Below are 23,585 nucleotides of genomic sequence, written 5' to 3' on the forward strand. Positions count from 1 at the left end.
AGTTCAGCCAGTGTAGCGCAGCGTTATTGTATATACAAGTGCGGAACCGCATGCAGAGACGGCGGAAAAAGAAGGGAAGGACCTCAGTAGCGGCCGCTGAACTGGAAGCGCGAGCCCGGATGCCACAGCGTCACGTCGGTCGCCACCTGCTCGTGCGCCCAGGTACGGCGGTGCAGCACCAGGCAGGGGTCGCCGATGTCCATCTGCAGCCGATGGCGCGCCACGGCGTCCGGCAGGCGCGCGGTGATGACGTACTCGGCGCGCTGCAGCGCGGCCTCCTGCGTCATGTACTCGTTGGGGGTGATGAGACGGAAGTCCTGCTCGAGGTAATGCGGGTACAGGCGCGGGTTGACGTAGCGGTCCTCCAGCTGGATCGGCACGCTGTTCTCGAAATGCACGATACGCGAGTGGAAGGCATAGGCGTCGGCCGGCAGCTCCAGCGCCGCCAGCGCCTTGGGATCGGTCGTGCGTTCCAGGATCAGCACCTCGCTGCTGTGCTCGTCGCCGCGTCCCTTGATCTCCTCGGCGATGCTCTTGATCTCGATCAGCGTCGACTGGTACTTCTGCCCGGTGACGAAGGTGCCCGCCCCCTGCACCCGGTTGAGCACCTGCTCGGCGGTCAGCTCACGCAAGGCGCGGTGCACCGTCATGCGCGAAACCCCGAACTGCTTGACCAGCTCGTGCTCGGACGGGATCAGGCTACCCATCGGCCAGGTGCCGCTCTCGATCTGGCGACGGACGTAGTCCTTGATTTGCACGTAGGCAGGAACGGGTTTGGTGGCGGTTTGGGACATGGAGGCGCGATCTAGATGAAGAATGGGAATGCTTGACACTATAGCACGCGCCAAACTTGTCTAGACATAGTCCGGCCGCCACGCCGGGCTATAGCCAAGAGGCCGGCCCTACTCGCGCCGGCGCAGCTTGATCGTCAGCGTCAGTCCGCCCTCGCCGTCGTCGAGCGAGTGGAAATTCTGCAACCCGAACGAGGACGGCAGCAGCAGGCTCATGCCGTGCCCCACGCCCACCTTGCTCAGCATGCGCTCCAGCCGCTTCGCCATGCCCTGCGCCGGCAGTTCGGAACTGTCGTCGAGCGCGAAGCCGTACGACTCGGCGGCCGTGTCGAAGGCCTGCGACACCTGCTCGCGCGGCACAAAGCGCTCCGCCACCGCGCTCACCTGTCCCGCCGACACCGCCTCCTCCGCCTGGCACAGCGCCAAGCACTCGTCCTTGAAGCGCGCCTGCTCCAGCGGGTCGTCGATCCCGCCGGAAATCTGCTCCACCACCTCGGCCACCATGCGGCTGCGCGAACCGCTATCGGGCACGCGCAGCGCCTGCAGGAAATCGTCGAGCCAGAACTTGGCCTGCTGGCCCAGCCGGTCCACCGCGTATACCGTCGGGCCGTGCTCCAACAGCAGCGCGCCCTTGTCGATCAGCCTCGGGTTGATGCCGGACGCGTGGCCCAGGTCGAACACCGTGCCAGACTCGATTACGGTCAGGAAATCGTCGCGAATCTCCGACTTGAACACGCCCAGCGCGCGCTGCGGCTCCTCCCCCTCCGCGAGGCCGGAAAACAACACCACCAGCAAGTCGCCGGCGCTGATGTTGGGATGCTGCGAACGCGCATACAGATGGCGCGCAATGCGCCGCGACAGCTCGAGGAAATCCAGCTCGTCGCGGAAGAACTGGCGCGAGTAGTGGTACAGCTCGTTGAGATTGAGATCGGACTCGTGCACGAACTGGTACTTCTTCTTGTCCGACACGATGCCCTTGAGATAGCCCTCGAGAATCAGCGCCGACACCTCATCGTTCACCTCCGTGGTGCGCTCCGACAACTGCAGCGGCTCCCCGCGCGCCGGATTGCCCACGCGGTGCACCACCAGCCGCTCCACCCTCGCCTCGCCGATCACCATCTCCGTCTCCCTGTTCGCCAACGAGCCGCGATTATTGCCGCCGCCCCTGCCTCTGGCAAGCCGGCCCGCCGCTCAGCCCCCGAAGGCCGTCGGCCGGCGCCCCGTCATGCAGGCGAGCAGGCCGAAGCTCAATACCGCCGAACAATAGAAGTAGCCCGCCGGCCCCAGTCCGTCCATGAACAGCGACACCAGCAAGGGACCGGCGATGCCCCCGGCGGCGAAGGCCAGCAGCAGCACCGAACTGGTGTCGATGCGCGACTCGGGCGGCATCACGTCGTTGACGATGGCGCTGGCGATGCCGTACAGCGTGAAGGTGACGCTGACGTAGCCCAGGATCAGCCACAACAGCCAGGCCGACTTGCCGCTCAGCGCGATCACCAGCGAGATGCTGCCGATGGCCAGGCACAGCCGCGCCAGCAGCGTGCGCCGGTCCACCCGGTCCGACAACCGCCCCAAGGGCCACTGCAGCGACAGCGCCGCCAGCATCGACAGCCCCATGAACTCGGCGATGTCCGCCTCGCCGTAGCCGTGGCGGGCGAAGAACACCGGAATCATGGTATAGAACGCCCCGTTCAGCCCCCCGGCCACCAGCGTCGCGCCGAGCCCGATCGGCGCCAGCCGCGCCATCTGGCGCACCGTGGCGAGCAGGCGGAAGATGGTTTCGAGCAGATTGGGCGACACCCCCAGATGCGTCCCCGGCGTGGTCAGCGTCACCGGGATGGCCGACAGCGCGAACAAGATGCCCACCAGGCTGAACAGGCTGCCGCTCGCCGACAGCGGCACGTTCAGCAGCCACTGCCCGGCGCTGATGCCGAGATAGCCGGTGATCATGTACACCGACATCACCTGGCCGCGCAGATGGTTGGCGGCGCAGCCGTTGAGCCAGCTCTCCATCACCATGAAGATGCCCACCAGCGCCATGCCGGTCAGCAAGCGGCACAAGGCCCACAGCCAGGGACTGACCCCGAGCGACTGCGCCAGCGCCACGCAGGTGATGGTTGCCGCCATCACGGCGAAGGCGCGGTGATGCCCCACCTGGCGGATCAAGCCGCCGCAGGCGAAGGTTCCGGCGAAGAAACCGACGTAGTAAAGCGACTGCACCAGACCGGTCAGCGTCGTGGACAAACCGCTGCCGATCAGCCGCAAGGCGGTGAGCGTGGTGAACAGGCCGTTGCCGGCCATCAGGATGGTATAGCCCAGCAGCAGCGCCGCCACCGAGCGCAGGACGGTGCGCCAGCCGCTCACGGCCGGCGCCTGCACAGGAAAACTCGTCATCAGGATTACAAACCAAAAGCACCCGTCACAGCGGGTGCGCATTGCAAAGACGCCTCCGCCCGGAAGGCGGCGGCGTGCGGCGGCAGGAAAGGCGCAACGATGCGCCCATCATGACCCTTGCCCCGCCCCAAACGCGCTCAAAAACGACCGATAATCGTCATAAAACGACAAGACTCAACGCCGTCCGTGCCGGCCGCACAGCAGGAGCAAGGCGCACGCGGCGAACACCGCCCCGGCGTAGAAAGTCGTCGCCGAACCGTGCACCTGCCACAGCCAGCCGGCGATCACGCTGGCGAACAGCATACAGCCGCCGCTCACCAGGTTGAACACGCCGAACGCCGTGCCCTTTAGCTCGTCCGGCGTGGTATCGGCCACCAGCGCGGCCAGGATGCCCTGGCTGAACCCCATGTGCAGCCCCCACAAGGCCACGCCGGCCAAGAGGCCCGTCACCGACCCCGCCCGCGCCAGCACCACGTCCGCCAGCACCAGCAGCAGCAGCCCCACCCCCAGCAGAGCGGTGCGGCTCATGCTGTCCGACAGCCGCCCCACCGGATAGGCCGACAGGCTGTACACCAGCGACATCACCACCATCACCGCCGGCACCCAGGTGGCCGACAAGCCAAGCTGTTGGGCGCGCAGCACCAGGAACGCCTCGCTGAACCGGGCCAGCGTGAACACCGCCCCGACGATCACCACCCACCAGTACGCCCCGGAAAACTGCCGCAGCACGCCCCAATGGATCGGCGAGCGGAAGCGATGCGCCGACGGCCCCCGCTCGGGCTCCTCCACGCCGGCCACGATCAGCGCCACTGCCACCACGGCGGGCAGCACCGCGAACCACAACACCAGCTTGATATCCCCGCCCAGCGCCGCCATCAGCGCGATCGCCAGCAAGGGGCCGAGGAAGGCGCCCACCGTGTCCATCGACTGGCGCAGGCCGAAGCAGGCACCACGGATCTCGGGCGGCGCCACGTCGGCCACCAGCGCATCGCGCGGCGCCCCGCGAATGCCCTTGCCGATGCGGTCCAGAAAACGCGCGGCGAACACCGTCTCGGCCGAGGACGCCAGCGGAAACAAGGGCTTGGTCAGCGCGGCCAGCCCGTAGCCCGCCAGCAGCAAGCCCTTGCGCCGGCCGATGAAATCGCTGATCGCCCCGGAAAAGATCTTCACGATCAGGGCCGTCGCCTCGGCGATGCCCTCGATCACCCCGATCACCAGGGCGCTGGCCCCGAGCGTGCCGGCCAGAAACAGCGGCAACAGGCTGTGGGTCAGCTCCGACGACACGTCCATGAACAGGCTGACGAAGCCCAGCGCCCACACCGTGCGCGGAATGACGGGTCTTGCGGCGGTCATTTTCAGGGCGCCATCCTGGCGCGACGGATCGGTCGGCATGTGAGCCTCGGAGAAAGTGAATGCCCCATCCCCCCGGACAGGGCCGAGTGAGGCGGCGTGAAGAACCGGCAGCATCCCCGCCGCCGGCCGGAAGCCGCAGGGAAAAGTGTAGGCAACTCGCCCCGCGAACTCAAACGAGGACGGCAGGACGTAGCGTCGACCTGCGGGGCCCCCTCCCCGCCGCGCCGCCAGCATCGAAAGCACGACAACCGTGGAGAAGCACCGCTACCTGGCGAGCGGCCCCAGCACCTGGCGGGCCTCCTCGCGCAGCTTCACCGCGATATCCGACGCCAGATCGAGCCGGCGCAGCAGCCACAGACTGAGATCGTGCTCGAACGGGTCCGGCAGCGCCACCGGCCCCGGCGCGGCTTCCTCGCGGGCGGAATCGGCGCTCGCCGCCGGCTCGCTGCCGGTCAGCGTCGCCCCGATCAGCTCGGCGTTCTGCTGCAGCGACGGGCGAATCTGCTCCAGGTTCAGCCGATCACGCCGCAGCAACAGCATGGTCTTGACCGCGGTGAGCTGGGCCAGCAACTGGTAGCTGTGCGCCATCAGCCGGCTCAGCGGACGCAGCGGCGGGCGCACCGCGCGCGGCTCCGACAAGGAACGCTGCGTCGCCTGCACCAGGGCGGACAGGCTATCGTAGGCCTCGCGCCGCGCCAGCCGCCAGGCCAGCTCCGGCTCGTTGTCCACCGCCTGCAACTGCCCCAGCCCCAACGCCACGCGGGCATGCCGCGCCTGGGCCGCCAGCGTGCGCCGCACCAGCGCCGGAATCTGATGGCGCTCCCACGACGGCAGCACGTAACTGAACAGCCAGGCGATAGTGACGCCGATCAAGGTATCGGCCATGCGCTCCACCATGGCAAAGGCCGGGCTCGCACCGGCACTGAGCATGTGCGCTTGCACCAGACCCAGCACCGTGGCCGCCACCGCCGTCACCAGGTAGCGCCGGATCGTGAAGGCATGGGCCACCGCCTGCGCCAGCGTCACCACCACCAGCAACCCCAGCGGCGGGACATGCGCCGCCAGCAAGGCCCCGGCCAGGACACACCCCATCAGCGTGCCCGCCACCCGGCTGTTGCGCCGCTCCAGCGTCTGGGCCAGGCTGCCGCGCAGCACCACCACGATGGTCAGCAAGATCCAGTAATCGTGCGTGCCCCACGGCAGCACCAGCGACAGCGCGTAGGCCGTGCCGATGGCCAGCGCGGCGCGGATGGCATGGCGCAGCGGCGGCGCGTCCCAGCGCCACAAGGCGGCGAAAGGCCGCCACGACCAGGCGGTCGGGCTCACGAACATCTGCCAGGCGGCACGCACCACGGCGAGATCGGGCTCGGCCTCGCCACGCGCCAGCGCGATCAGGCGCAAGACCTCGTCGTTGATGTGGCCGATGCGGTTGGCCAGCCCGCGCGCCAGCATCGCCGGCGACGGCATGCCGGCGCTGGCCGGCGGCGCCGTCTCATCCCCCCAGTGCAAGGCCGCCAGGCGCGGACGCAGGCTCGCGAGCGGTTCCGGCAGACGGTTGTACAGCAAGGCATCGGCCAATTGCTCCACCTCGCCGGCCAGGGTCTCCAACACCCCGCGCAGCTCGTCCAGCAACGGCTCATGGCCGGGGTGGGTTTTGAGGGTATCGAGATCCAGCTCGCAGGCCAGAAGATGGTCGCGCAACTCCAGCACCAGCATCAGCATGCCGGCCAACTGCTGCCGGCGCGGCGTGCGCGGCGATTCGAGCAGAAGATCGCGCGCCGACTGCAGATGATCGGCCAGCGCCGCCTGCTGCTTCAGCAAGCGGCCGATCAGCGGCAGCCGCCCCGTCTCCTCCCCGGCACCGGCCGTGGCGAACTGCTGTGCCTGCGTGCGCATCAGCTCGCCCAGGGTCAGCAAGGTATCGGCCAGCATCTGCACCCGGTAGAGCGGGTTGAGCAGCGCATGGGCGATGGTGGCGTAGACCAGATACAGACCCGCGCCCAGGGCGAAATACAAGGTGCTGGTGAGCGCCGCGCCGCTCTTGGTGTACTCCGGCGCCGCCATCGAAAACACCATGGCGAACATCACCGAAATCGAAATCGGCAGCCCGCGCTTGCCCCAGGCCGCCGCCAGGAAGGCGATGAAGCTGGCGGGCACCAGCAGCAGCCCCAGGTAACCTGGCGAGGCATGCAGCGCCTGCACGCCGAAAAACAGCGGCAGGCCGATCAGCGCCGCCGGCAACAGATGGAAGAACTTGCCGCGCTTGGGGCCCGGCAGGTCGGGCGGAATACAGACGATCACCCCCACCGACGCCGCCGAGGCGGCGGCCGCCCCCAAAAACAGATGCACACCCCCCGAAATCAGCATCAGGCCGAGCGCCGCCGACAGGCCGTTGGCGACGTAATAGCTCAAGGCGATGCGCAGCAAGGCCCGAGCACGGCCCTGCCAGGAAGAAGGGATCTGCATGGTGTTGTTATCCGCTGTTGTTCGACCCATCGCAAAGCAGATGCCCGGCCCCGACACGGCGGGGCGAAGAAAGGCGCGGCAGGAAAGGCCCCGCCGCTACGGCTGAGACCGTAGCGGGGACTTTACCAAAGAAGGCGGGGGAAAAGCTGGAAATGGGGATAGACCAGCTGCTGGAGTGAGCTGGCAGAAAAGAGAAAGCCTCCCAACTCGGGAGGCTTCGCTCATCCATCAAGATGGATGTCACATGGGCTGCAAGTCCCTCAGCGCCTCGGGGTGCTGCACTGCTAGCCGCAACAGCGTTTGAGCCGCGCCGGTCGGCTCACGACGCCCCTGCTCCCACTCCTGCAGCGTACGCTTGCTGACATGCAGTAACAGGGCCAAATCGGCTTGGGAAACCCCAACCTTGGCCCGAGCCCTGGAGGCAAGGGTGGGCTCGACCTGGGTCTTGCGGGCAGCTTGACCCGCCTTCATGGCGCGTACAGATTCCAGCAGCTCCGCGTCGATATCTCGATTGGCATCGCGCTTCGCCAAATCCTTTTCAGTTAGCATCAATCGTCTCCTTCCTCAGTCCAGTAATCAGCTGTGTACCGAGTGAATATGGGAGTTTCTGCAATAGTGTACATGAGTCAATCATACGTCAGTGACGTACATGTCCTCAATCTTTTTTGATCAAGCCACCATGTAGGGCTGGCAGCGGCACGATCGCCATCGTCAGGACGACGGGGAAAAACTGCAGCCATTGCCGGTAGTGCTCAGCGGTGTGGGGAGTCTGGGGGCAGGCTCTCCCGAGTTCGACAGTTCGCCCCCAAAGACACCTGTTTTTGGGGGCGAACTGTCGAACTCGGGGGGCAAGCTGGAAATGCGGATAGACCAAATACTTTAGTGCTTCAATTTTTAAATAAAACGCCTCCCAGCATGTGAGGCGTCACTTCTACATCAAGGCAGAGCTCATCAAGATTGAGCTTGATTTTTGTTGCACCGCAACTGGCAGAGTGTTCCCACATCAACTACCCCAATTGAATTAAGCTTTGGACAGATTCTATCTGCTCAAGAGATTTATAAAACGGATCGAGCTTTAGTATTGCCCTACGAATCGAGCGATAGTCAGTATGTGGCACATCCACATAGCCAGGAGCCTCATCTAAATCGACCTCGAACAACCCTGCCGGTGCACTTGACGTATTAATTAGCTCAACATAGCAACCATAATCAAGTGAGTAAACATTATAACGACGGCCAGGCTCATCCCTTGCGGAAACGCTTTGCTTTATGAGGTGAAGCACTCTCGCATCATACAAAAATTCGATAAGCTCATCTCGCGAATCTGCCTCAAGAAGAAAAGCTCTAGCCTTTCTATGCTGAATCACCTCATCAATAACCCATGCGAGCAATTTCTGTGCATCAGGCTTTGTACTTACCGCTTGTTGCTTAGCTCGTGTATACCATGTTCTTGCTGCGACCCGGACAATTGGGACAGATATTTTATCCGATAGCGCCTTTTGAGCCGCAAGACTTATAATATTAATTGCATCACGCGGCACACCTTCGGCAGCCCGGACAAACTCTTCAAATGCCGTGACCTGTGTAAACAACTCACCAATAAAGCCACTGGAAGTAGATGGAATCTTGACGATAGCATCACCAGCGAGCAACGCGCTTACATGGCGATGAAGAAGATCCAAAAAGAATTTCTTGGAAAGTTCGGTGTCATTATCAAACACAAGAAACTCATCAAGATTAATGCTAGCTGCGGCATCTGCACCAATCTCTATACCAATATGACCGATATCCTCATCTGGAATTCTAAACTGGCAGCGCTGCTCAATAGCCGCAATTTTGATAGTCACCCCTCTTACAGGGATAACACAACGACGAAGCAGATCGGCCAAGTAGGGCTGGAGGTCTAAAGGAATTTCACTCCATTCATCGAACAATATCCATAGCTTTTTATTTGGCAGCTCGTCAACCACCTTCTGAATTTCTCGCATCACTGAACTAAAATGAACACGAAGTTTTTCAACTCCATTCCTTTTGCGTTCAAGACTATGAGAAAAGCCGACCTTATCTTCAGCAGATGCATCAGCGGAAGCCTTAACTCCTTTCGAGCCGGCGCCAAATACAAACTTAAACGAACTTGATTTAGAGCTTGTATCGGTATCGCCTTCCTTTATTTCAACATTGCCATCTACTACAACAACTGAGGAAGCATCCGCAAAGGCATCAAGGTGAGGGCCAAGCTTGGAAAGATCGATTTGGGCCTCACGCTCAATCGCTTCGTTCAATATTTTTTCATGGATAGCCTGTAGGGTGTCAACTAGCAGACGTGTAGCACGCTCAGCAAGAGCTAATCGAGTATCCGCATAGATTCCGCCGGTAGACCCGATCGTCCTCATGTCAAGCTGAACAGATACCGTGCCGCCTTTGATGATTTCATTATTCAAATAACCTAAGACGTGAGTCTTTCCGGTTCCGCGACGACCAAAAACGATTTGGTTATCGGGGTTAGAAAGCAGGGTAAAAACCGGACCAACATCAACAAATGAGTCGATAAGATGCTGCCGGTCATGTGTTTCTGCTCGCTTTGCCAATTTAAGTAGAGCATTATTGATTGCCCGCATAATCTCCCTTTATTAACATTGACCAGCGAATGCGAATCATCAAATAACCACCTGTCTTTACGATAATTTAGCACGCAGCTGGCAGCGCGCTGCTACACCATCTCTAACCGCAATAAAAAAACCCGCTTTCTAGGACAAATCAATCAACAAGACGTTGATGTATCATCCTTGGGCTGCCGTCCCAGCCTGATAATATTTAGTGGCAAATGCAAATCCAGACCAACCAAGCCAACCAGCTCTGAAAACTTCGCACTTACAAAAGACTGCATTTGCAGCCCCAGGAGCTCGCAATAATCTCTGTTTTTAACCAGCTCCGATGCCGCAGAATCGTCAACAGAAATATCGAACTCATACCGACCAATAAACTCTGCAACCACATTGAGGATTTTCTGATCTTTATCGACTACTGCATTGGCGTCAATTAAAACTCGACCAAGAAGATAGGATGGCTCGCTTTGCTCGCCGCCAACGGTAAAGGTTGATTTGGTCGAAATAGCAAACGCAACATTCCCTTCAACATAGGCAGGGCCTGAGTTCATGCCACTTTCAAGAGCAAGCTTATCGAGACGAACCTCGGTCAATGATGCGATGGGATTATCCATGGGCTCTTCTCAATTTCATTAGAAACATACCTTGCGCCACTGCGGGAAGCAATATATTGGCGACGAGTCTCAAAAACAGTCTCCTCATGAACATGCATATGGCTATGGTTATGCACTTCTTTTGCAGGAGACAATTTTTCTTTTAATGCGAGGCCCACAAATTGATTCAAAGAAATGCATTCACGCTTAGCCGCAATCGCAGCTTGCTTGTGCAATTCTGGATCAATTCTAACGTTAAATGTTCCTTTAAATGGTTTTTGAGGCTCAATATTACGTGCAGCACACATTTCAAGATAACCATCAACGGCTTCTTCAAACATGGCCTTTATTTCATCGACACTTTCACCGCCATACACAATAGTGCCATCGATGAACAAAACTTCTCCGGTTAAGCACGCATCTTCAGCACTGTAGCCAACCGAGCCAAAGAAACCTTTGTACTCAAGAAGGTCACTCATTTGGTATTTCTCCCGTTTCTTTTAAAGCCTTTACTGCTGCGTCAATTTCATATGCAAGCAAGTACGGCTTTGGGTGGCGCTTGTGCAAACTCAAGGGATACCCACTCTTTACATGGATAAACTTGCGACCAGATCCACCTCCGCTTGGCTGCTCTTCGAACCCATGGTTCGTCACAACAAGCACAAGCTCGTCCCACATGAAATCCTTCGGCCTAGGGTTGCCGCACAAACGCTTAAGGGCCTTGTCTACCTTGGACATACAGAGTCCCCTGATAGCTTCAGCCCCATGCTCCACCCCTTGCAACTAGATTTCAGTTGCATTGTACACATTTGGCCCGCGTTAATAAATTTCAATCTGTCCTTGCCTCCTCTTGCATGCCCACGGTGTCTCCATGACTTGCGGGCGCTGCCGCTGCAACTTGTAGTGGAAGACAGCCAGAGCACAGCATGTGGTGCCCCGCGAAAAATAATGACACAAGGCATCACATTGGCATAGTGTGTAACACATGCAAAAAGCGCCACGTAGCCGCTTTTGAGTCATGTTAAGGGTCGGATCAGATGCTGTTGTAAGTTTGCAGCATGGACAGGACGCTTTGCTGCATCTTCGGCTCGACCCGGTGAATGCTCCAGCAACACCGTCTCATCATTGGACTGCGAGGCGCTCTTGCGCACGCCGGTCACGATGTAAAGCACATCGACGCGACGGCATAAAGCATTGCCAGGCATCAGGTATTCGCGCATGGTTGCGCCACCAAGCCTCTGAATTACTCCACGTTCTCTAGATACTTAGCTGCTTAGGGATGAGTCGGCCGCCATTCTTCTGGGACTCAACCGAGAGCCTTGGCGAGAGCGGGCCAGTTGCATCACCCGGCCTGAACGCCTCCCTTGCCGACATCAGGCCTACCCCACCTTCCTAATCCCCCGACACGCCGGAAATCGCGAGCAGCCCCAGAACTTCGATCCCACCAGTTCGCCCTTCTGCGCCGTGCGCAGCACCATGGGGCTGGCGCAGCTAGGGCACGCCGGCACAGAGGAGACGGTCGGTGGCGGCGTGATCTGCTGGCCCGACTGCTGCTGGACCATGGCCAGCACCTTTTGCGCGGGCATGAGGCGTATGGAGCGCCCTTCGGCGAAGTTCTTGGCGTCCTCGGTGAATTCGCCCGACGCCACGACGTAGCCGCCCACCGCTTGGCGAGCGGTCATGACGCCGTACAGCTCGCGCACGATGGCCACGCCGACCTTGCTGGTTTTCCACTGCTTGCACTGCACCAGGTATTTGTCCTTGCCCATGTACAGTTCGAGGTCCACGCCGCCGTCGGGGCCATCCCCGCCCTGCTGCACGACGCGAAAGCCCTCGCGCCGGAAGAGTTCGGCGGTGAGGTGCTCGAACTCTCTCCACGACAGCTTCTCCAGCGCCTCCCGGCTCGGGTTGCCCGACACGTTGCGATGCAGTTCGGCTTGCCGGCGGCGGGTGCGGTAGGAGACGAAAGCGCCCAGGACGAAGCAGAACGGGACGATGTACTGCAAGAACATGGAAAAGGACACCAGCAGTTGGCGGACCATGCTGTCGCCCACTGTGGGGCCAGGGCCGTTGCTGCCTAGAGGAGCGGGAACGATGGGAGGCAGCGAGGCGAAGTGATGGAAGACGAGGTAAGTGAGGAGGGCCAAGGCGAGGCCAGCCTGCCACGGCAGTTTGGCCGCGATCTCCATCAGGATTTCGAACAGGGATTCCTTGCGCCGGGCCATAGGCTTACCCTATATGCATTAATACGTAAGCATATTAATGCACCTTAAAGGGGATTCCTACTAGGGGAATGGCTTGGCTTGAGCCAGAGCAAAATCTGCGCTGACCGGATGCTTGGAGTGGAATCAGTGAGGGGGACGTCGTCTGTCGCGGGAGGGCACGCTGCATGATGCGGCAGGCGACGAGTGTGCCCACCTTGTGGACTCAGTTTCCGCCGCCGGCATCCTGCTCATTGTAGGTTTGCATCACTGCCGTGACCACCGCCCTGCCCCGTGCGTCCAACAGACCCCACTCCGTCAGCAGGGCCTGTTGCTCCTCCGACAACTGACCCACGTTGCGCACGCCAGCCACGACATAAAGGACGTCAAATCCTGCATCAGAAAGCTTTGAGAGCGATTCTGCATTCGGTGTGGCCGTACCGGCCTCATAGGTGTGATAGGTACGCAAGGCGACATCACACACCTCGGCACAGTCGGCTTGGGAAAGCCCTAACCTGCGTCTTTCCTCATAAAGACGCTGACCAATTTGAGGTTTTCTGCTCATTTATGTTGACGTTATGAGTTATTCCTCATAACATCCGTATTGAGTTGCACATTTCCTCACATGCTAACATCGCACGCCTTGCGGATACACCACCGCAGGTGACGCTGCGCGCCCATGACATGGCGAAACGTCAGGCCGCCCCACGTTCCGCGCACAGCACAAAGGAGCCAAGCCTTGGAATTGAGCCCCAGTCCTCTGCCCTCCCTGTCGGGTTTGGCAGCCTCTTTTACCGAGTTGGTCACCCACTGCCGCCACATCGTGTGCTGCATCGACGGCAATCAGAACGGGCTGCCGTTCTCCATCGTGATCGGGCAAGTCACCTTCAGCCAGCAGCCCGAGCTGCTGGCCCTTCCGTTCGAAAAATTCCTCCATGACCAAGCTATTGCCAGGCCGATGGCCGGCCTGATCAACCGGACGGCCCCGCTGGATCTTTTCGGATTCACCCCGCCAAAAGACGGTTCAGGCATCCCCGGCATCGTCTGGCCGTGGACGGACCACTACCTGACCGTGCTGCGCCACTCGCTCCACATCAGGCAAATGCAGTTTGATCAGTATGGCCGGCCGCTGCCGAATCTCTGCGCCAAGCAGCTCTACATCGCCCAGCGCCACACCCTGCTCTGGCACGATACCAAGAGCTTCGCCGGCTGGTTTTTCGGGAATTGGCGCCGGTGGAGCCTGTCATGAAGCCCGGCGCAGGCCGGCAGCCGGACGAGCGGGAGGCGTGCTCAGCGGAAGCGGGTCAGGTCGTGACGACGCTCGGCCTCGGCAACGGCAACTGGCCGGACATGACCGGCCGGCTTATCCATGAGCAGTCCGAGCGCAATGGCGCTCACATCATTCCGAGACCGGTGTGCGAGCCACCGCCCAATGGCGGCGCGGCCTTCCAGATCAATAAGCGGCCTTGACGACATTTCATGGATGAATTTGTCCGGCTCCCACATAGCGGCACACCCAAGCTCACTATCGCATGACGTTGAATTTCAGGCTCACACGATGCGGCACCCAGTGAATGACAAATAACTATATCAATCCCATACGCATTATTTATTAGCGAATAAGATACCTATGTAGTATCATGTCATCATGAAAGCTGGTGTCTTGATTCATCATCTCAAGCACCGATAGCCGCGATGTCGACGAGGCAGCCCCACGGTCAAGAGCATCGGCCGATTTCAAAGTCATGCTGCTCTTGTAGATTGTTAGAGGAAAGATCCCCCTGTCTCGGCGCCACGCCAGGTGGTGGCCTACGCTGACCGACGACGCGCTTTCCGCCAGAAGCCCGGGAAGGCCGCTCGGGTATAGCCCGCCAAATTGGCGCTCACCACGGCATCGCACCCGAGTCTGATCGACTTTGATGATGGCCAGATACCAGCCTGAGCGACAAGAATTCTGACTTGGGCCGACAGGGCCTCGGGATACGCAGCAAAGGGGAAACCATGTTGGAGAGCGATAACTCCCCCTTGGATATCAGCACCTTCCTCGTCGCATCGATTCACGACATGAAAAATTCGCTTTGCGTGATCAATGCCATGCTGGAGGATGTGATCGATCAAACCAGCGATCACTGCTGCCCTGCTCACGAGTCGGTGGGCCAAGTTCTCTATGAATCACAGCGTGTCGCCGCCAACCTGCTTCAACTTCTGGTCATCTACAAGTTGGGGAAGGGACTCTACCCCTTCGACCCTCAAGAACACGACCTCACCGATTTCACGCTCGAAGCCATCTCCCGCGTCACCCATCTCGCTCAATGCCGGGCGGTGAATATCCATGTCGAATGCGCACCGGATCTCTACTGGTACTTTGATCGAGAATTGGTCCTCGGCGCGATTGTGCAAGCTCTTAACAATGGCGTGCGCTACACCAGCAGCAAAGTCTGCCTCCAGATAGGCATCAAGGATGGCATGCTGGAATTCAGGGTGGAAGACAACGGTCCTGGCTACCCTGCGAGCATGCTTGAAGAGCAGTTGCCTGCGACCCGAGGCATAAGCTTTACCACCGGAAACACCGGCCTGGGCCTCTATTTCTCATCAATAGTTGCCGAGCAGCACCAACATCGCGGCCGGCACGGAACAACTCGACTCGAAAACGGGGGCACACTGGGCGGTGGAGCCTTTGTGATGACCTTGCCTTAAGCCGGGGAGCCAACCATGTCGGTAGATCAGTCGGACAAAATCGATTTCGCCAAAAAGCGTTTTCTCATCGTCGATGACTTCGAAGGAATGTGCAACATCCTCCGCGATTTATTGCGCAAGTGTGGCGCCCGCCAGATCGATACCGTCACCAAGGGTCGCGAGGCAATCACAGCCCTCACCCGCAACAGTTACGACGTGGTGCTCTGCGACTACTATTTGGGCAGCGGCAAGAACGGTCAGCAGGTGCTGGAAGAGGCCCGCCACCAGAAGCTTATCGGCCCAGCCACGATATGGATCATGATTACGGCCGAAAAGAATTCGGACATGGTGATGGGGGCGATCGAGCACCACCCTGACGACTATCTGATCAAGCCCTTGACCGAGGCCATTCTCCAGACCCGACTGGCGAAACTGGCGCAGAAAAAGACACAGCTAGCGGCCATTGAGGCGGCCATTCGCTCCAAGGAATACCTCAAGGCGATTGCCTTGTGTGATCAGCGTTTGGCTGAAGACAAGGGAAGCGACGCCCATCTGGCACGGCTTCGCTGTGACCTGCTGATGCTGACCGGTAATTTTGAAGAGGCACGCGCCTCTTACGACAGGCAGCTTGCGGTCAGAGACGCCCCCTGGGCCAAAGTGGGGTTGGCAAAATTGTATTTCCAGAAAGCCCGATACCAACAAGCCCGGGAACTTCTCGAGCAGGTCATCGAAACCAACCGCGCCCTGCTGGAAGCTTACGACTGGCTGGCCCGCACGCTGGTTTGCATGGAGGAGTGGAGTTCGGCGGAGGCCCTGCTCCAGCGCGCCACGGCACTCTCGCCCAATTCGATCGGCCGACAGCAGTCACTGGGAGATGTGGCGCTCCGCTGCAACAGCCTCGATGTTGCGGAGCAGGCTTACAGTAAGGCACTTACTCTAGGAGCCAATTCCAATATGAAAAAAGCCGGGCCCTACCTGGGCCTGGCCAGAGTCTACACGGAAAAAGGCGCCCCAAAGGAGGCCCTGGCCGTGCTGGGGAGGCTTGCCCATGAAGTCGAAGGCAATTCGATCAAGCTCCAGGCCAAGGCAGCCGAGGTCCGGGTCTTCCATAAAACCGGCGATACCGAGCAGGCAAGGCTCTGTGCGGAAGCCCTATCAACCCAGATCCAAAGCGGTGTGCACGGGATGCCCCCGTCCGTCACACTGGAACTGGCTGAATCGCTCATGGAAATCGGTAACAAGGAGGTAGGCAGTCAACTGATTCAGTTCGTGGTCCGCAACCACCATGAGGACGAAACGCTGATTAGCCGCGCCCAAGACATCTACACCAAGGCGGATATGGGCGAGGAAGGCGCCGACCTTGTCGCATCGGCGCGCCGTACCGCAGTCGAGACCATGGACAAAGGCGTGCGTCTCGGCGCCCAGGGCAAGCTCGACGAAGCCATCGAGGCCATGCGTGCCGCTTATACCCTGATGCCGCACAACTCCCGCCTGCTACTCAACCTTGCCTATCTGCTGATCCAATACCAAGAGAAGAATGGCTGGCATCACGGCATGTCCAGCGAGGCGCGCAAAGCCATCGAGACCGCACGCCGCTACACCCCCGACAACCAACGCTGCGGCGAGCTGCTGGCCAAGTTGGAGAAACTCGGCTAGTTGTCCAGCCCCGGACGATTGCCAACGCGCTTTCTGAATCAATTGGCACGCTGCTTCCGCCGATCATTCATGGCCGGGAGGGCGGCCGAACCGTGATTCAGCGGAAGCGGGTCAGGTCGTGACGACGCTCGGTGGAGTCGGACGCCAGCGACAGGCCATGCAGCTTGGCCAGCAGTCTCGCCAGGCCGGCGCCCAGTTCCTCCACCGCGGCCTGCTGCTTGGGATTGGTCAGCGAGCCATCGGCGCCGAATGCCTCATGCGCCACGCCCACCGCCAGTTGCTCCGGCATGACCAGCACGCCGATGTTGCCCAGAATGGCTCGCACATGGACCAGGCCGCGCAGGCCACCGAAGCCGCCGGGCGAGGTGCTCAGCAAGGCGGCCACCTTGCCGGAGTACGGCGCGAGGCCAGGGCTGCCGCCCACCGGGCGCGAGGTCCAGTCGATGACGTTTTTCAGCAGCGGGGAAATCGAACCGTTGTATTCCGGCGAGGCGATCAGCAGGCCCTGGTGGCTCAGCATCAGTTCGCGCAAGCGGAGCGCGTTGGCCGGCACGCCGTTCTCGCTCTCGTCGTCGCCATCGTACAGCGGCATGGGGAAATCGCGCAGGTCGATCAGGGTGACATCCGCCCCGGCGGCGTGCGCCCCGGCAGCGGCGATCTGCACCAGCTTCTTGTTCCAGGAATCCTTACGCGCACTGCCGGCGAAGGCCAGAATCTTGGGGGCGTCATCCATGTCGTTCTCCTTAGCTATCGCTCTTCCCCGCACTCTGCCGGAAAGCACCGTTCAAGTGTAGGTAAGAAGACACGGCGCGCTAGCGACATCTCGGTGTTCCTTGCCCGCCCTCCCTGTGGGGGGACGCTGCGGCGGGTTAAGACCGGGCGCGGGCGTTTCGGCGCACGGACAAGGGCGAGCGGGCAATGAAGCTCGCTTGAGAACCCCGGCCAGGCGTCGCGGCCGGGGTGGCCGGATCAGTGGGCAGCGACGCCGCTGCGGATCAGGTGGTCGAAGGCGCCGAGCGCGGCCTTGGCGCCCTCCCCCATGGCGATGATGATCTGCTTGTACGGCACGTCGGTCACGTCGCCGGCGGCAAACACGCCCGGCACGGTGGTGTCCTGGTGGCGGCCGACCAGAATCTCGCCGCGGCTGGACAGCTCCACGCTGCCTTTCAGCCAGTCGGTATTCGGCAGCAGGCCGATCTGTACGAAGATGCCTTCCAGCTCGATGTGGCGCGCCTCGCCGCTGGCACGGTCGATATAGTCGAGGCCGTTCACCTTGCTGCCGTCGCCGGTCACTGCGCTGGTCTGCGCCTGCACGATCACCGTCACGTTGGGCAGACTGCGCAGCTTGTTCTGCAGCACAGCGTCGGCACGCATGGCATCGCCGAATTCCAGCAGGGTGACGTGGGACACGATGCCGGCCAGGTCGATGGCGGCTTCCACGCCGGAGTTGCCGCCGCCGATCACCGCCACGCGCTTGCCCTTGAACAGCGGGCCGTCGCAGTGCGGGCAGTAGGCCACGCCCTTGTTGCGGTATTCCTTCTCGCCCGGCACGTTCATTTCGCGCCAGCGCGCCCCGGTGGCGATGATCACCGACTTGGCCTTGAGCGTGGCGCCGCTGGCCAGTTGCACCTCGGTCAGCCCGCTGCCGCTTGCGCTGGCCGGCACCAGCTTGCTGGCGCGCTGCAGGTTGATAACGTCGACGTCGTACTCCTTGACGTGCTGTTCCAGCGCCATCGCCAGTTTCGGGCCTTCGGTCTCCTTCACCGAGATGAAGTTCTCGATGCCCATGGTGTCCAGCACCTGGCCACCAAACCGCTCGGCCACCACGCCGGTGCGGATGCCCTTGCGCGCGGTGTAAATGGCGGCGGCGGCGCCGGCCGGGCCTCCACCCACCACCAGCACGTCGAAGGTGTCTTTGGCCGCGATCCTGGCGGCCTCACGCTCGGCCGCGCCGGTATCCAGTTTGGCGACGATCTCTTCCAGCCCCATGCGGCCCTGGCCGAAGGCTTCGCCGTTCAGGTACACGGCGGGCACCGACATGATCTGGCGGGTAGCCACCTCGTCCTGGAACAGCGCGCCGTCGATCATGGTGTGGCGGATGTTCGGATTCAGCACCGCCATCAGGTTCAGCGCCTGCACCACGTCCGGGCAGTTCTGGCACGACAGCGAGATATAGGTTTCGAAACTGAATTCACCGGACAGGTCCTTCACCTGCTGGATCAGCTCCTGGCCGGCCTTGGACGGGTGGCCCCCCACCTGCAGCAGCGCCAGCACCAGCGAGGTGAACTCGTGGCCCATCGGCACGCCGGCAAACTGCACCCGGGCGGCTGCCTCGCCCTGCCGTGCCACGGTGAACGACGGCTTGCGCGCATCGCCGCCATCGAAACGGATGGCCACCTTGTCGGACAGGGAGGCGATGTCAGTCAGCAGGCCGCGCACTTCTTCGTCTTTTTCGCCATGGCCCAGCGAGGCCACCAGTTCGATCGGGTGTTGCAGGTGGGTCAGATAGCCTTGCAGTTGGCTCTTGATCGTGGTGTCCAGCATGGTACGTCTCCTTGATTTCGGGTACCCGGGAAAACCGCCGCAGGGTTGGGCTCAGGGGCTTTCCGGGGCACCCGGCAATGAATGTCGGGTGGGGGGAGGTCTTTCTCCCACGTGGTTTCCGCCAGATGTGGAAACGCGGCAAAGCGTCGTGAGTGCCCGTCAGTGCGGTGCGGCCGCAGCGCAGGCACCGGAATGTACGTTGAGTACCTGAGGATGCCGAGCAGCGCCCAAGCCGCAATCACGGGCACGCAGCAGCTTTGCTTAGATTTTGCCTACCAGGTCCAGGGACGGCGCCAGGGTGGCATCGCCTTCCTTCCACTTGGCCGGGCATACTTCACCCGGGTGGGCCGCCACGTACTGGGCAGCCTTCATCTTGCGCAGCAGCTCGGCAGCATCGCGGCCAACGCCACCGGCGTTGATTTCGACGATCTGGATCTTGCCTTCCGGATCGATCACGAAGGTGCCACGGTCAGCCAGGCCGGCTTCTTCGATCAGCACGCCGAAGTTGCGGGAGATCAGGTGAGTCGGGTCCGCCAGCATCGGGTAGCGGATTTTCTTGATGGTGTCGGAAGTGTCGTGCCAGGCCTTGTGGGTGAAATGGGTGTCGGTGGACACGGCGTAGATTTCCACGCCCAGCTTCTGGAATTCCGGGTACAGGTCGGCCAGGTCGCCCAGTTCGGTCGGGCAGACGAAGGTGAAGTCCGCCGGGTAGAAGAACACGACCGACCATTTGCCCAACAGGGTTTGCTCGGTGACGTCGATGAACTGGCCGTTATGGAAGGCTTTGGTGGCAAACGGTTTGATCTGGCTGTTGATGATGGACATGCTTCACTCCTTGATTGGGTTAGGTGCTGCCAAACCTGGATCATTGTGTTGTCTTGTTCAGTTGCATCGCCCGGTTTGTCTGCAGCGGTCAGTCGTTGTCGACGGGTGAATAGTGCCGCATCATAATAGCCAAATCCAATTGAATGTTTTTCTTGAATAGTTTAATTTTGTTTATCGACCCTCCCGGCCCAACATAATGAGGCCCAAGAGGGCCTCACTGCTTTGCCTGCAGGAATGCTTGGCTTACGCCCATTTCTGCAGCTTGATAATCGTTCGATTCGTAAAAAATGGCCGGTTTACACCGGCCAAATCGACTCAAGCTACACAGGGGAGAAGAGCGCCAAGTCAGTACACAGTAGACTTCACCTTCCAGTCGTTATTTTCCACCGCCGAGATGGTGACGGGCGCTTTCTTCAGGTTGCCAGAGCCGTCGAAGCTGAAATCGGCGGTCACCCCTTTGTAGGTGGTGTTGGCGATCATCGGCAGAAACTTGCCCGGCTCGGTGGAGTTGGCGCGTTTCATGGCATCCGCCACCAGCATCACACCGTCGTAGAATTGCGGCCCCAGCGAGATGATTTCCTGCTTGAAACGAGCCTTGTAGCGGGCTTCGAAGTCTTTACCCGCCGGACGGGCGCTCAGTTCGCTGCCGGCCACTGCCGCGAAATGACCGGCGGCATCCGGCCCCGCCAGCTGGATGAAGGTCGGGGTGTTGAGCATGTCACCTCCCATCAAGTGGGCGTTAATGCCCAAGCGCTTCATCTGCTTGGCCATTGGTGCCGCCTGCGCGTCGGCCCCGCCGTAGAAGATCACGTCCGGAGCGACCGCCTTGAGCGAGGTGAGAATGGCGGTAAAGTCCGTGGCCTTGTCGCTGGTGAATTCACGCCGGACCGGCTTCTTGCCCATACCCTGCACCGCCTTGATGAATTCGTCGGCAATGCCCTGGCCGTAAGCGGTACGGTCGTCGATCACGGCGATGCGTTGCGCCTTCAGCTGCTGGATGGCGTAGCGACCGAGTGCGCCGCCGATCTGGCTATCGCTGCCCACCAGCCGGAAGGTGGTCTTATAGCCGGACTGGGTGTAAGCCGGATTGGTGGATACCGACAGCTGCGGAACGCCGGCGTCAGCGTAAATGCGCGAGGCCGGAATCGACACCCCGGAGTTGTAATGGCCGATGACGGCCTTCACACCGGCGTCGACCAGACGTTGCGCCACCTGGGTGCCAATGCGCGGGTCGGCCTGATCGTCTTCGGATACCAGTTCGAACTTCACCTTCTGGCCAGCAATGGTGATGGGCTTGGCGTTGAGATCGTCGATCGCCATTTTGGCGGCGTTCTCGTTATCCTTGCCGTAATGCGCCTGAGGACCGGAGAGCGGCGAGGAAAATCCGATTTTCACTACGGTGTCGGCCAAAGCTGCCGTGGACATGGCCAGCAAGGCCCCTGCAACCCATATCCCCATTGTCGATTGCTTCATGTTTGCGCTCCACTATTTCAGTTTTGAAGATTGGCCGCGATACCGCGACCGGTCGTAGCCGGAAACCCGGCTCATCCCTTGTAGTGTCTTGCCGTTGCCTGCCATGCCCTCATGGCAAGACGCAAGCTGCATCGCGGCAGGGTAGGCATTCTTTGTCGTTGTGGTCGTGCGGTGGCCTGCCCCATCGCTCATCTGCGTCGGCCGTAGTAAGCCGGGGCAAAAGAGCGCGGGGTCCATGGTCTCAGCCCGCCGTCGCCTGCTGGATACGGCTTCTCCTGGCGGCATTCAGCGTGTTCTGCATCAGCATCGCGATGGTCATCGGGCCGACGCCACCGGGAACGGGAGTGATGGCCGATGCCACGGTTTTCACCCCGTCGAAGTCCACATCCCCCACCAGCCGCGTATCGCCCCCCGGCTGGTCGATACGGTTGATGCCCACGTCGATGACCACGGCTCCCGGTTTGACCCAGTCAGCCTTGACCAGGCCCGGCACCCCGACAGCGGCGACGACGATATCGGCCTGGCGGCACACCGCTTCGGGCGACAAAGTACGACTGTGAACGATGGTCACGGTGCAATCGTGCTGCAGCAGCAGGCTGGCCATCGGCTTGCCGACGATGTTGGAACGTCCGATCACCACGGCGTGCAGGCCGCGCAGACTCTCGCCGAGCACCTGTTTGATCAGAAACAGCGCCCCCAGCGGCGTGCAGGGCACCAAGGCCTCTGTCAGCCCACCAGTGGCGAGATGGCCGACATTTTCATAATGAAAACCATCCACGTCCTTGCGCGGATCGATGGCCTGGATCACCTTGTGCGCATCGATGTGGCCGGGTAGCGGCAGCTGCACCAGGATGCCATGCACGGCCGGATCGCCATTGAGCCGGGCAATGAGCTGCAGCAACGCTTCCTCCCGAGTGTCGGCCGGGAGACTGAACTGCTGCGACAGGAAGCCGCACTCTTCGGCACGGCGGCTCTTGTTGCGTACGTACACGGCGCTGGCGGGATCGTCTCCGACCAGGATCACGGCCAGGCCGGGGCGCAACCCCTCCTGCTCTACCGCCGCCTTGACCGCGGCGACGACCTCCTGGGCCGCCGCCTTGCCGTCGATGAGGCAAGGCTGGTTAGTGAAAGATGACGGTGCGATCTTCATTGAGCAGAATCCGGTGTTCGAGATGGAGTTTCACGGCCTTGGCCAGCACCTGGCACTCGGTGTCGCGGCCGATGGCAACCATGTCGTCGGCGGTGGCCGAATGGTCGACGCGCTGCACGTTCTGCTCGATGATCGGACCTTCGTCCAAGTCGGCCGTCACGTAGTGCGCCGTGGCGCCGATCAGCTTGACCCCGCGCTTGTGCGCCTGATGGTAGGGACGGGCGCCCTTGAAGCTCGGCAGGAACGAGTGGTGGATGTTGATGACGTGGCCGGCCAGCTCGCGCGACAGGTCGTCGGACAGCACCTGCATGTAGCGGGCGAGGATGACCAGATCGATTTTCTGTTCACGAACCAGCTCGAGCAGTTTTGCCTCCTGTTCCAGCTTGGTCTCTGCCGTGATGGGCAAGTGATGGAACGGGATGCCTTCATGCTCGGCGCGCCGGCGGAAGGTTTCGTGGTTGGAGACGATCGAAATCAGCTCCATCGGCAGCTGGTTAATGCTGTTGCGGTAAAGCAGGTCGTTCAGGCAGTGCCCCAGCTGCGACACCATGATCATTACCCGGGGTTTGACATCCAGATCGTAGACATGCCAATCCATCCCGTAGGCCAGCGCCACCGGAGCGAAGCCTTGCTTGAAATCTTCGACAGTCATTTTCTCATGGACTTCGAAGCACACCCGCATGAAGAAACGGTGGTTGTCGGGGTCCACGTACTGGCCGCTCTCCATGATGTTGCCGCTTTGTGCCGCGATGCAGTTGCCGACGGCCGCGACGATCGCTTTTCGGTCGTCGCAGGCAAGGGTGAGAACGAATTTCTTGACGCTCATGGTTGGCTCCAAAGGAAAGCTTGGGTGGAAG

General features: G+C 60.8%; 23 protein-coding genes. 4 read left to right on the top strand and 19 right to left on the bottom strand.

The window, feature by feature from the left end:
- Window positions 1-83: 83 nt before the first annotated feature.
- The 13 genes from hutC to PSEMAI1_RS0118500 all read right to left on the bottom strand — a co-directional run bounded on the left by hutC (window position 84) and on the right by PSEMAI1_RS0118500 (window position 12,969).
- Window positions 84-794 carry a histidine utilization repressor gene (hutC, locus tag PSEMAI1_RS0118445; protein WP_024304294.1) on the bottom strand — a complete coding sequence of 237 codons (711 nt, stop codon included), beginning with the start codon at window positions 792-794 and terminating at the stop codon, window positions 84-86.
- A 108-nt stretch (window positions 795-902) separates the two neighbouring features.
- Window positions 903-1,910, bottom strand: a complete 1,008-nt coding sequence (locus PSEMAI1_RS0118450; RefSeq protein WP_024304295.1) for a nucleoid-associated protein — start codon at window positions 1,908-1,910, stop codon at window positions 903-905.
- Between the two features lie 72 nt (window positions 1,911-1,982).
- Window positions 1,983-3,185, bottom strand: coding sequence for an MFS transporter (locus tag PSEMAI1_RS0118455; RefSeq protein ID WP_232219954.1), 1,203 nt, complete (start codon window positions 3,183-3,185; stop codon window positions 1,983-1,985).
- Window positions 3,186-3,359: 174 nt separating this feature from the next.
- Complete coding sequence (locus tag PSEMAI1_RS0118460; protein WP_024304297.1) at window positions 3,360-4,577, bottom strand: MFS transporter; 1,218 nt, start codon at window positions 4,575-4,577, stop codon at window positions 3,360-3,362.
- Between the two features lie 225 nt (window positions 4,578-4,802).
- Window positions 4,803-7,004, bottom strand: a complete 2,202-nt coding sequence (locus PSEMAI1_RS0118465; RefSeq protein WP_024304298.1) for an FUSC family membrane protein — start codon at window positions 7,002-7,004, stop codon at window positions 4,803-4,805.
- 240 nt (window positions 7,005-7,244) lie between these two features.
- Window positions 7,245-7,553, bottom strand: a complete 309-nt coding sequence (locus tag PSEMAI1_RS0118470) for a DNA-binding transcriptional regulator (protein WP_024304299.1) — start codon at window positions 7,551-7,553, stop codon at window positions 7,245-7,247.
- A 458-nt stretch (window positions 7,554-8,011) separates the two neighbouring features.
- Window positions 8,012-9,622 (bottom strand): hypothetical protein, encoded by a 1,611-nt coding sequence (locus tag PSEMAI1_RS21560; protein WP_084612735.1) that lies wholly within the window; start codon window positions 9,620-9,622, stop codon window positions 8,012-8,014.
- A gap of 143 nt (window positions 9,623-9,765) precedes the next feature.
- Entirely contained in the window at window positions 9,766-10,224 is a 459-nt protein-coding gene (locus tag PSEMAI1_RS21915; RefSeq protein ID WP_036986341.1) for a hypothetical protein, read from the bottom strand.
- Window positions 10,200-10,682, bottom strand: coding sequence for a type II toxin-antitoxin system HicB family antitoxin (locus PSEMAI1_RS21565; protein ID WP_084612736.1), 483 nt, complete (start codon window positions 10,680-10,682; stop codon window positions 10,200-10,202). Before PSEMAI1_RS21565 ends, PSEMAI1_RS21915 begins: the two co-directional genes overlap by 25 nt.
- Window positions 10,675-10,941: a type II toxin-antitoxin system HicA family toxin gene (locus tag PSEMAI1_RS21920; RefSeq protein ID WP_156943168.1), complete on the bottom strand. Its 267-nt coding sequence runs from the start codon at window positions 10,939-10,941 to the stop codon at window positions 10,675-10,677. Before PSEMAI1_RS21920 ends, PSEMAI1_RS21565 begins: the two co-directional genes overlap by 8 nt.
- A gap of 278 nt (window positions 10,942-11,219) precedes the next feature.
- Complete coding sequence (locus PSEMAI1_RS21925; RefSeq protein ID WP_156943169.1) at window positions 11,220-11,423, bottom strand: hypothetical protein; 204 nt, start codon at window positions 11,421-11,423, stop codon at window positions 11,220-11,222.
- 159 nt (window positions 11,424-11,582) lie between these two features.
- Window positions 11,583-12,428 (bottom strand): restriction endonuclease, encoded by an 846-nt coding sequence (locus tag PSEMAI1_RS0118495; RefSeq protein ID WP_024304302.1) that lies wholly within the window; start codon window positions 12,426-12,428, stop codon window positions 11,583-11,585.
- Window positions 12,429-12,630: 202 nt separating this feature from the next.
- Complete coding sequence (locus PSEMAI1_RS0118500; protein WP_024304303.1) at window positions 12,631-12,969, bottom strand: helix-turn-helix domain-containing protein; 339 nt, start codon at window positions 12,967-12,969, stop codon at window positions 12,631-12,633.
- A gap of 174 nt (window positions 12,970-13,143) precedes the next feature.
- On the opposite strand from PSEMAI1_RS0118500, the gene PSEMAI1_RS0118505 reads away from it, so the two are divergent.
- The 4 genes from PSEMAI1_RS0118505 to PSEMAI1_RS0118520 all read left to right on the top strand — a co-directional run bounded on the left by PSEMAI1_RS0118505 (window position 13,144) and on the right by PSEMAI1_RS0118520 (window position 16,736).
- Window positions 13,144-13,653: a hypothetical protein gene (locus PSEMAI1_RS0118505; RefSeq protein WP_156943170.1), complete on the top strand. Its 510-nt coding sequence runs from the start codon at window positions 13,144-13,146 to the stop codon at window positions 13,651-13,653.
- Window positions 13,650-13,874, top strand: coding sequence for a hypothetical protein (locus tag PSEMAI1_RS0118510; protein WP_024304305.1), 225 nt, complete (start codon window positions 13,650-13,652; stop codon window positions 13,872-13,874). Before PSEMAI1_RS0118505 ends, PSEMAI1_RS0118510 begins: the two co-directional genes overlap by 4 nt.
- A 531-nt stretch (window positions 13,875-14,405) precedes the next feature.
- The gene (locus PSEMAI1_RS0118515) at window positions 14,406-15,101 is read left to right on the top strand and encodes a sensor histidine kinase KdpD (protein WP_024304306.1); all 696 of its coding nucleotides are present in this window, start codon (window positions 14,406-14,408) and stop codon (window positions 15,099-15,101) included.
- Between the two features lie 15 nt (window positions 15,102-15,116).
- A complete protein-coding gene (locus tag PSEMAI1_RS0118520; protein ID WP_024304307.1) occupies window positions 15,117-16,736 on the top strand; it encodes a tetratricopeptide repeat-containing response regulator in 1,620 nt (539 codons plus the stop codon).
- 97 nt (window positions 16,737-16,833) lie between these two features.
- On the opposite strand, the gene PSEMAI1_RS0118525 is transcribed toward PSEMAI1_RS0118520, so the two are convergent.
- From PSEMAI1_RS0118525 to purU, 6 genes are all read right to left on the bottom strand, one after another.
- The gene (locus PSEMAI1_RS0118525) at window positions 16,834-17,469 is read right to left on the bottom strand and encodes an NADPH-dependent FMN reductase (protein WP_024304308.1); all 636 of its coding nucleotides are present in this window, start codon (window positions 17,467-17,469) and stop codon (window positions 16,834-16,836) included.
- Between the two features lie 236 nt (window positions 17,470-17,705).
- Window positions 17,706-19,280: an alkyl hydroperoxide reductase subunit F gene (gene ahpF, locus PSEMAI1_RS0118530; RefSeq protein WP_024304309.1), complete on the bottom strand. Its 1,575-nt coding sequence runs from the start codon at window positions 19,278-19,280 to the stop codon at window positions 17,706-17,708.
- A gap of 261 nt (window positions 19,281-19,541) precedes the next feature.
- The gene (ahpC, locus tag PSEMAI1_RS0118535; protein ID WP_024304310.1) at window positions 19,542-20,105 is read right to left on the bottom strand and encodes an alkyl hydroperoxide reductase subunit C; all 564 of its coding nucleotides are present in this window, start codon (window positions 20,103-20,105) and stop codon (window positions 19,542-19,544) included.
- A 345-nt stretch (window positions 20,106-20,450) separates the two neighbouring features.
- Window positions 20,451-21,578: a branched-chain amino acid ABC transporter substrate-binding protein gene (locus tag PSEMAI1_RS0118540; protein WP_024304311.1), complete on the bottom strand. Its 1,128-nt coding sequence runs from the start codon at window positions 21,576-21,578 to the stop codon at window positions 20,451-20,453.
- 241 nt (window positions 21,579-21,819) lie between these two features.
- The gene (locus PSEMAI1_RS0118545; RefSeq protein WP_024304312.1) at window positions 21,820-22,728 is read right to left on the bottom strand and encodes a bifunctional 5,10-methylenetetrahydrofolate dehydrogenase/5,10-methenyltetrahydrofolate cyclohydrolase; all 909 of its coding nucleotides are present in this window, start codon (window positions 22,726-22,728) and stop codon (window positions 21,820-21,822) included.
- On the bottom strand, window positions 22,700-23,554 hold the full coding sequence (gene purU / locus PSEMAI1_RS0118550; RefSeq protein ID WP_024304313.1) for a formyltetrahydrofolate deformylase: 855 nt from the start codon (window positions 23,552-23,554) through the stop codon (window positions 22,700-22,702). Before purU ends, PSEMAI1_RS0118545 begins: the two co-directional genes overlap by 29 nt.
- Window positions 23,555-23,585 lie beyond the last annotated feature (31 nt).

Origin of the sequence: Pseudogulbenkiania sp. MAI-1, from assembly GCF_000527175.1 — a bacterium.
Classification (GTDB): domain Bacteria; phylum Pseudomonadota; class Gammaproteobacteria; order Burkholderiales; family Chromobacteriaceae; genus Pseudogulbenkiania.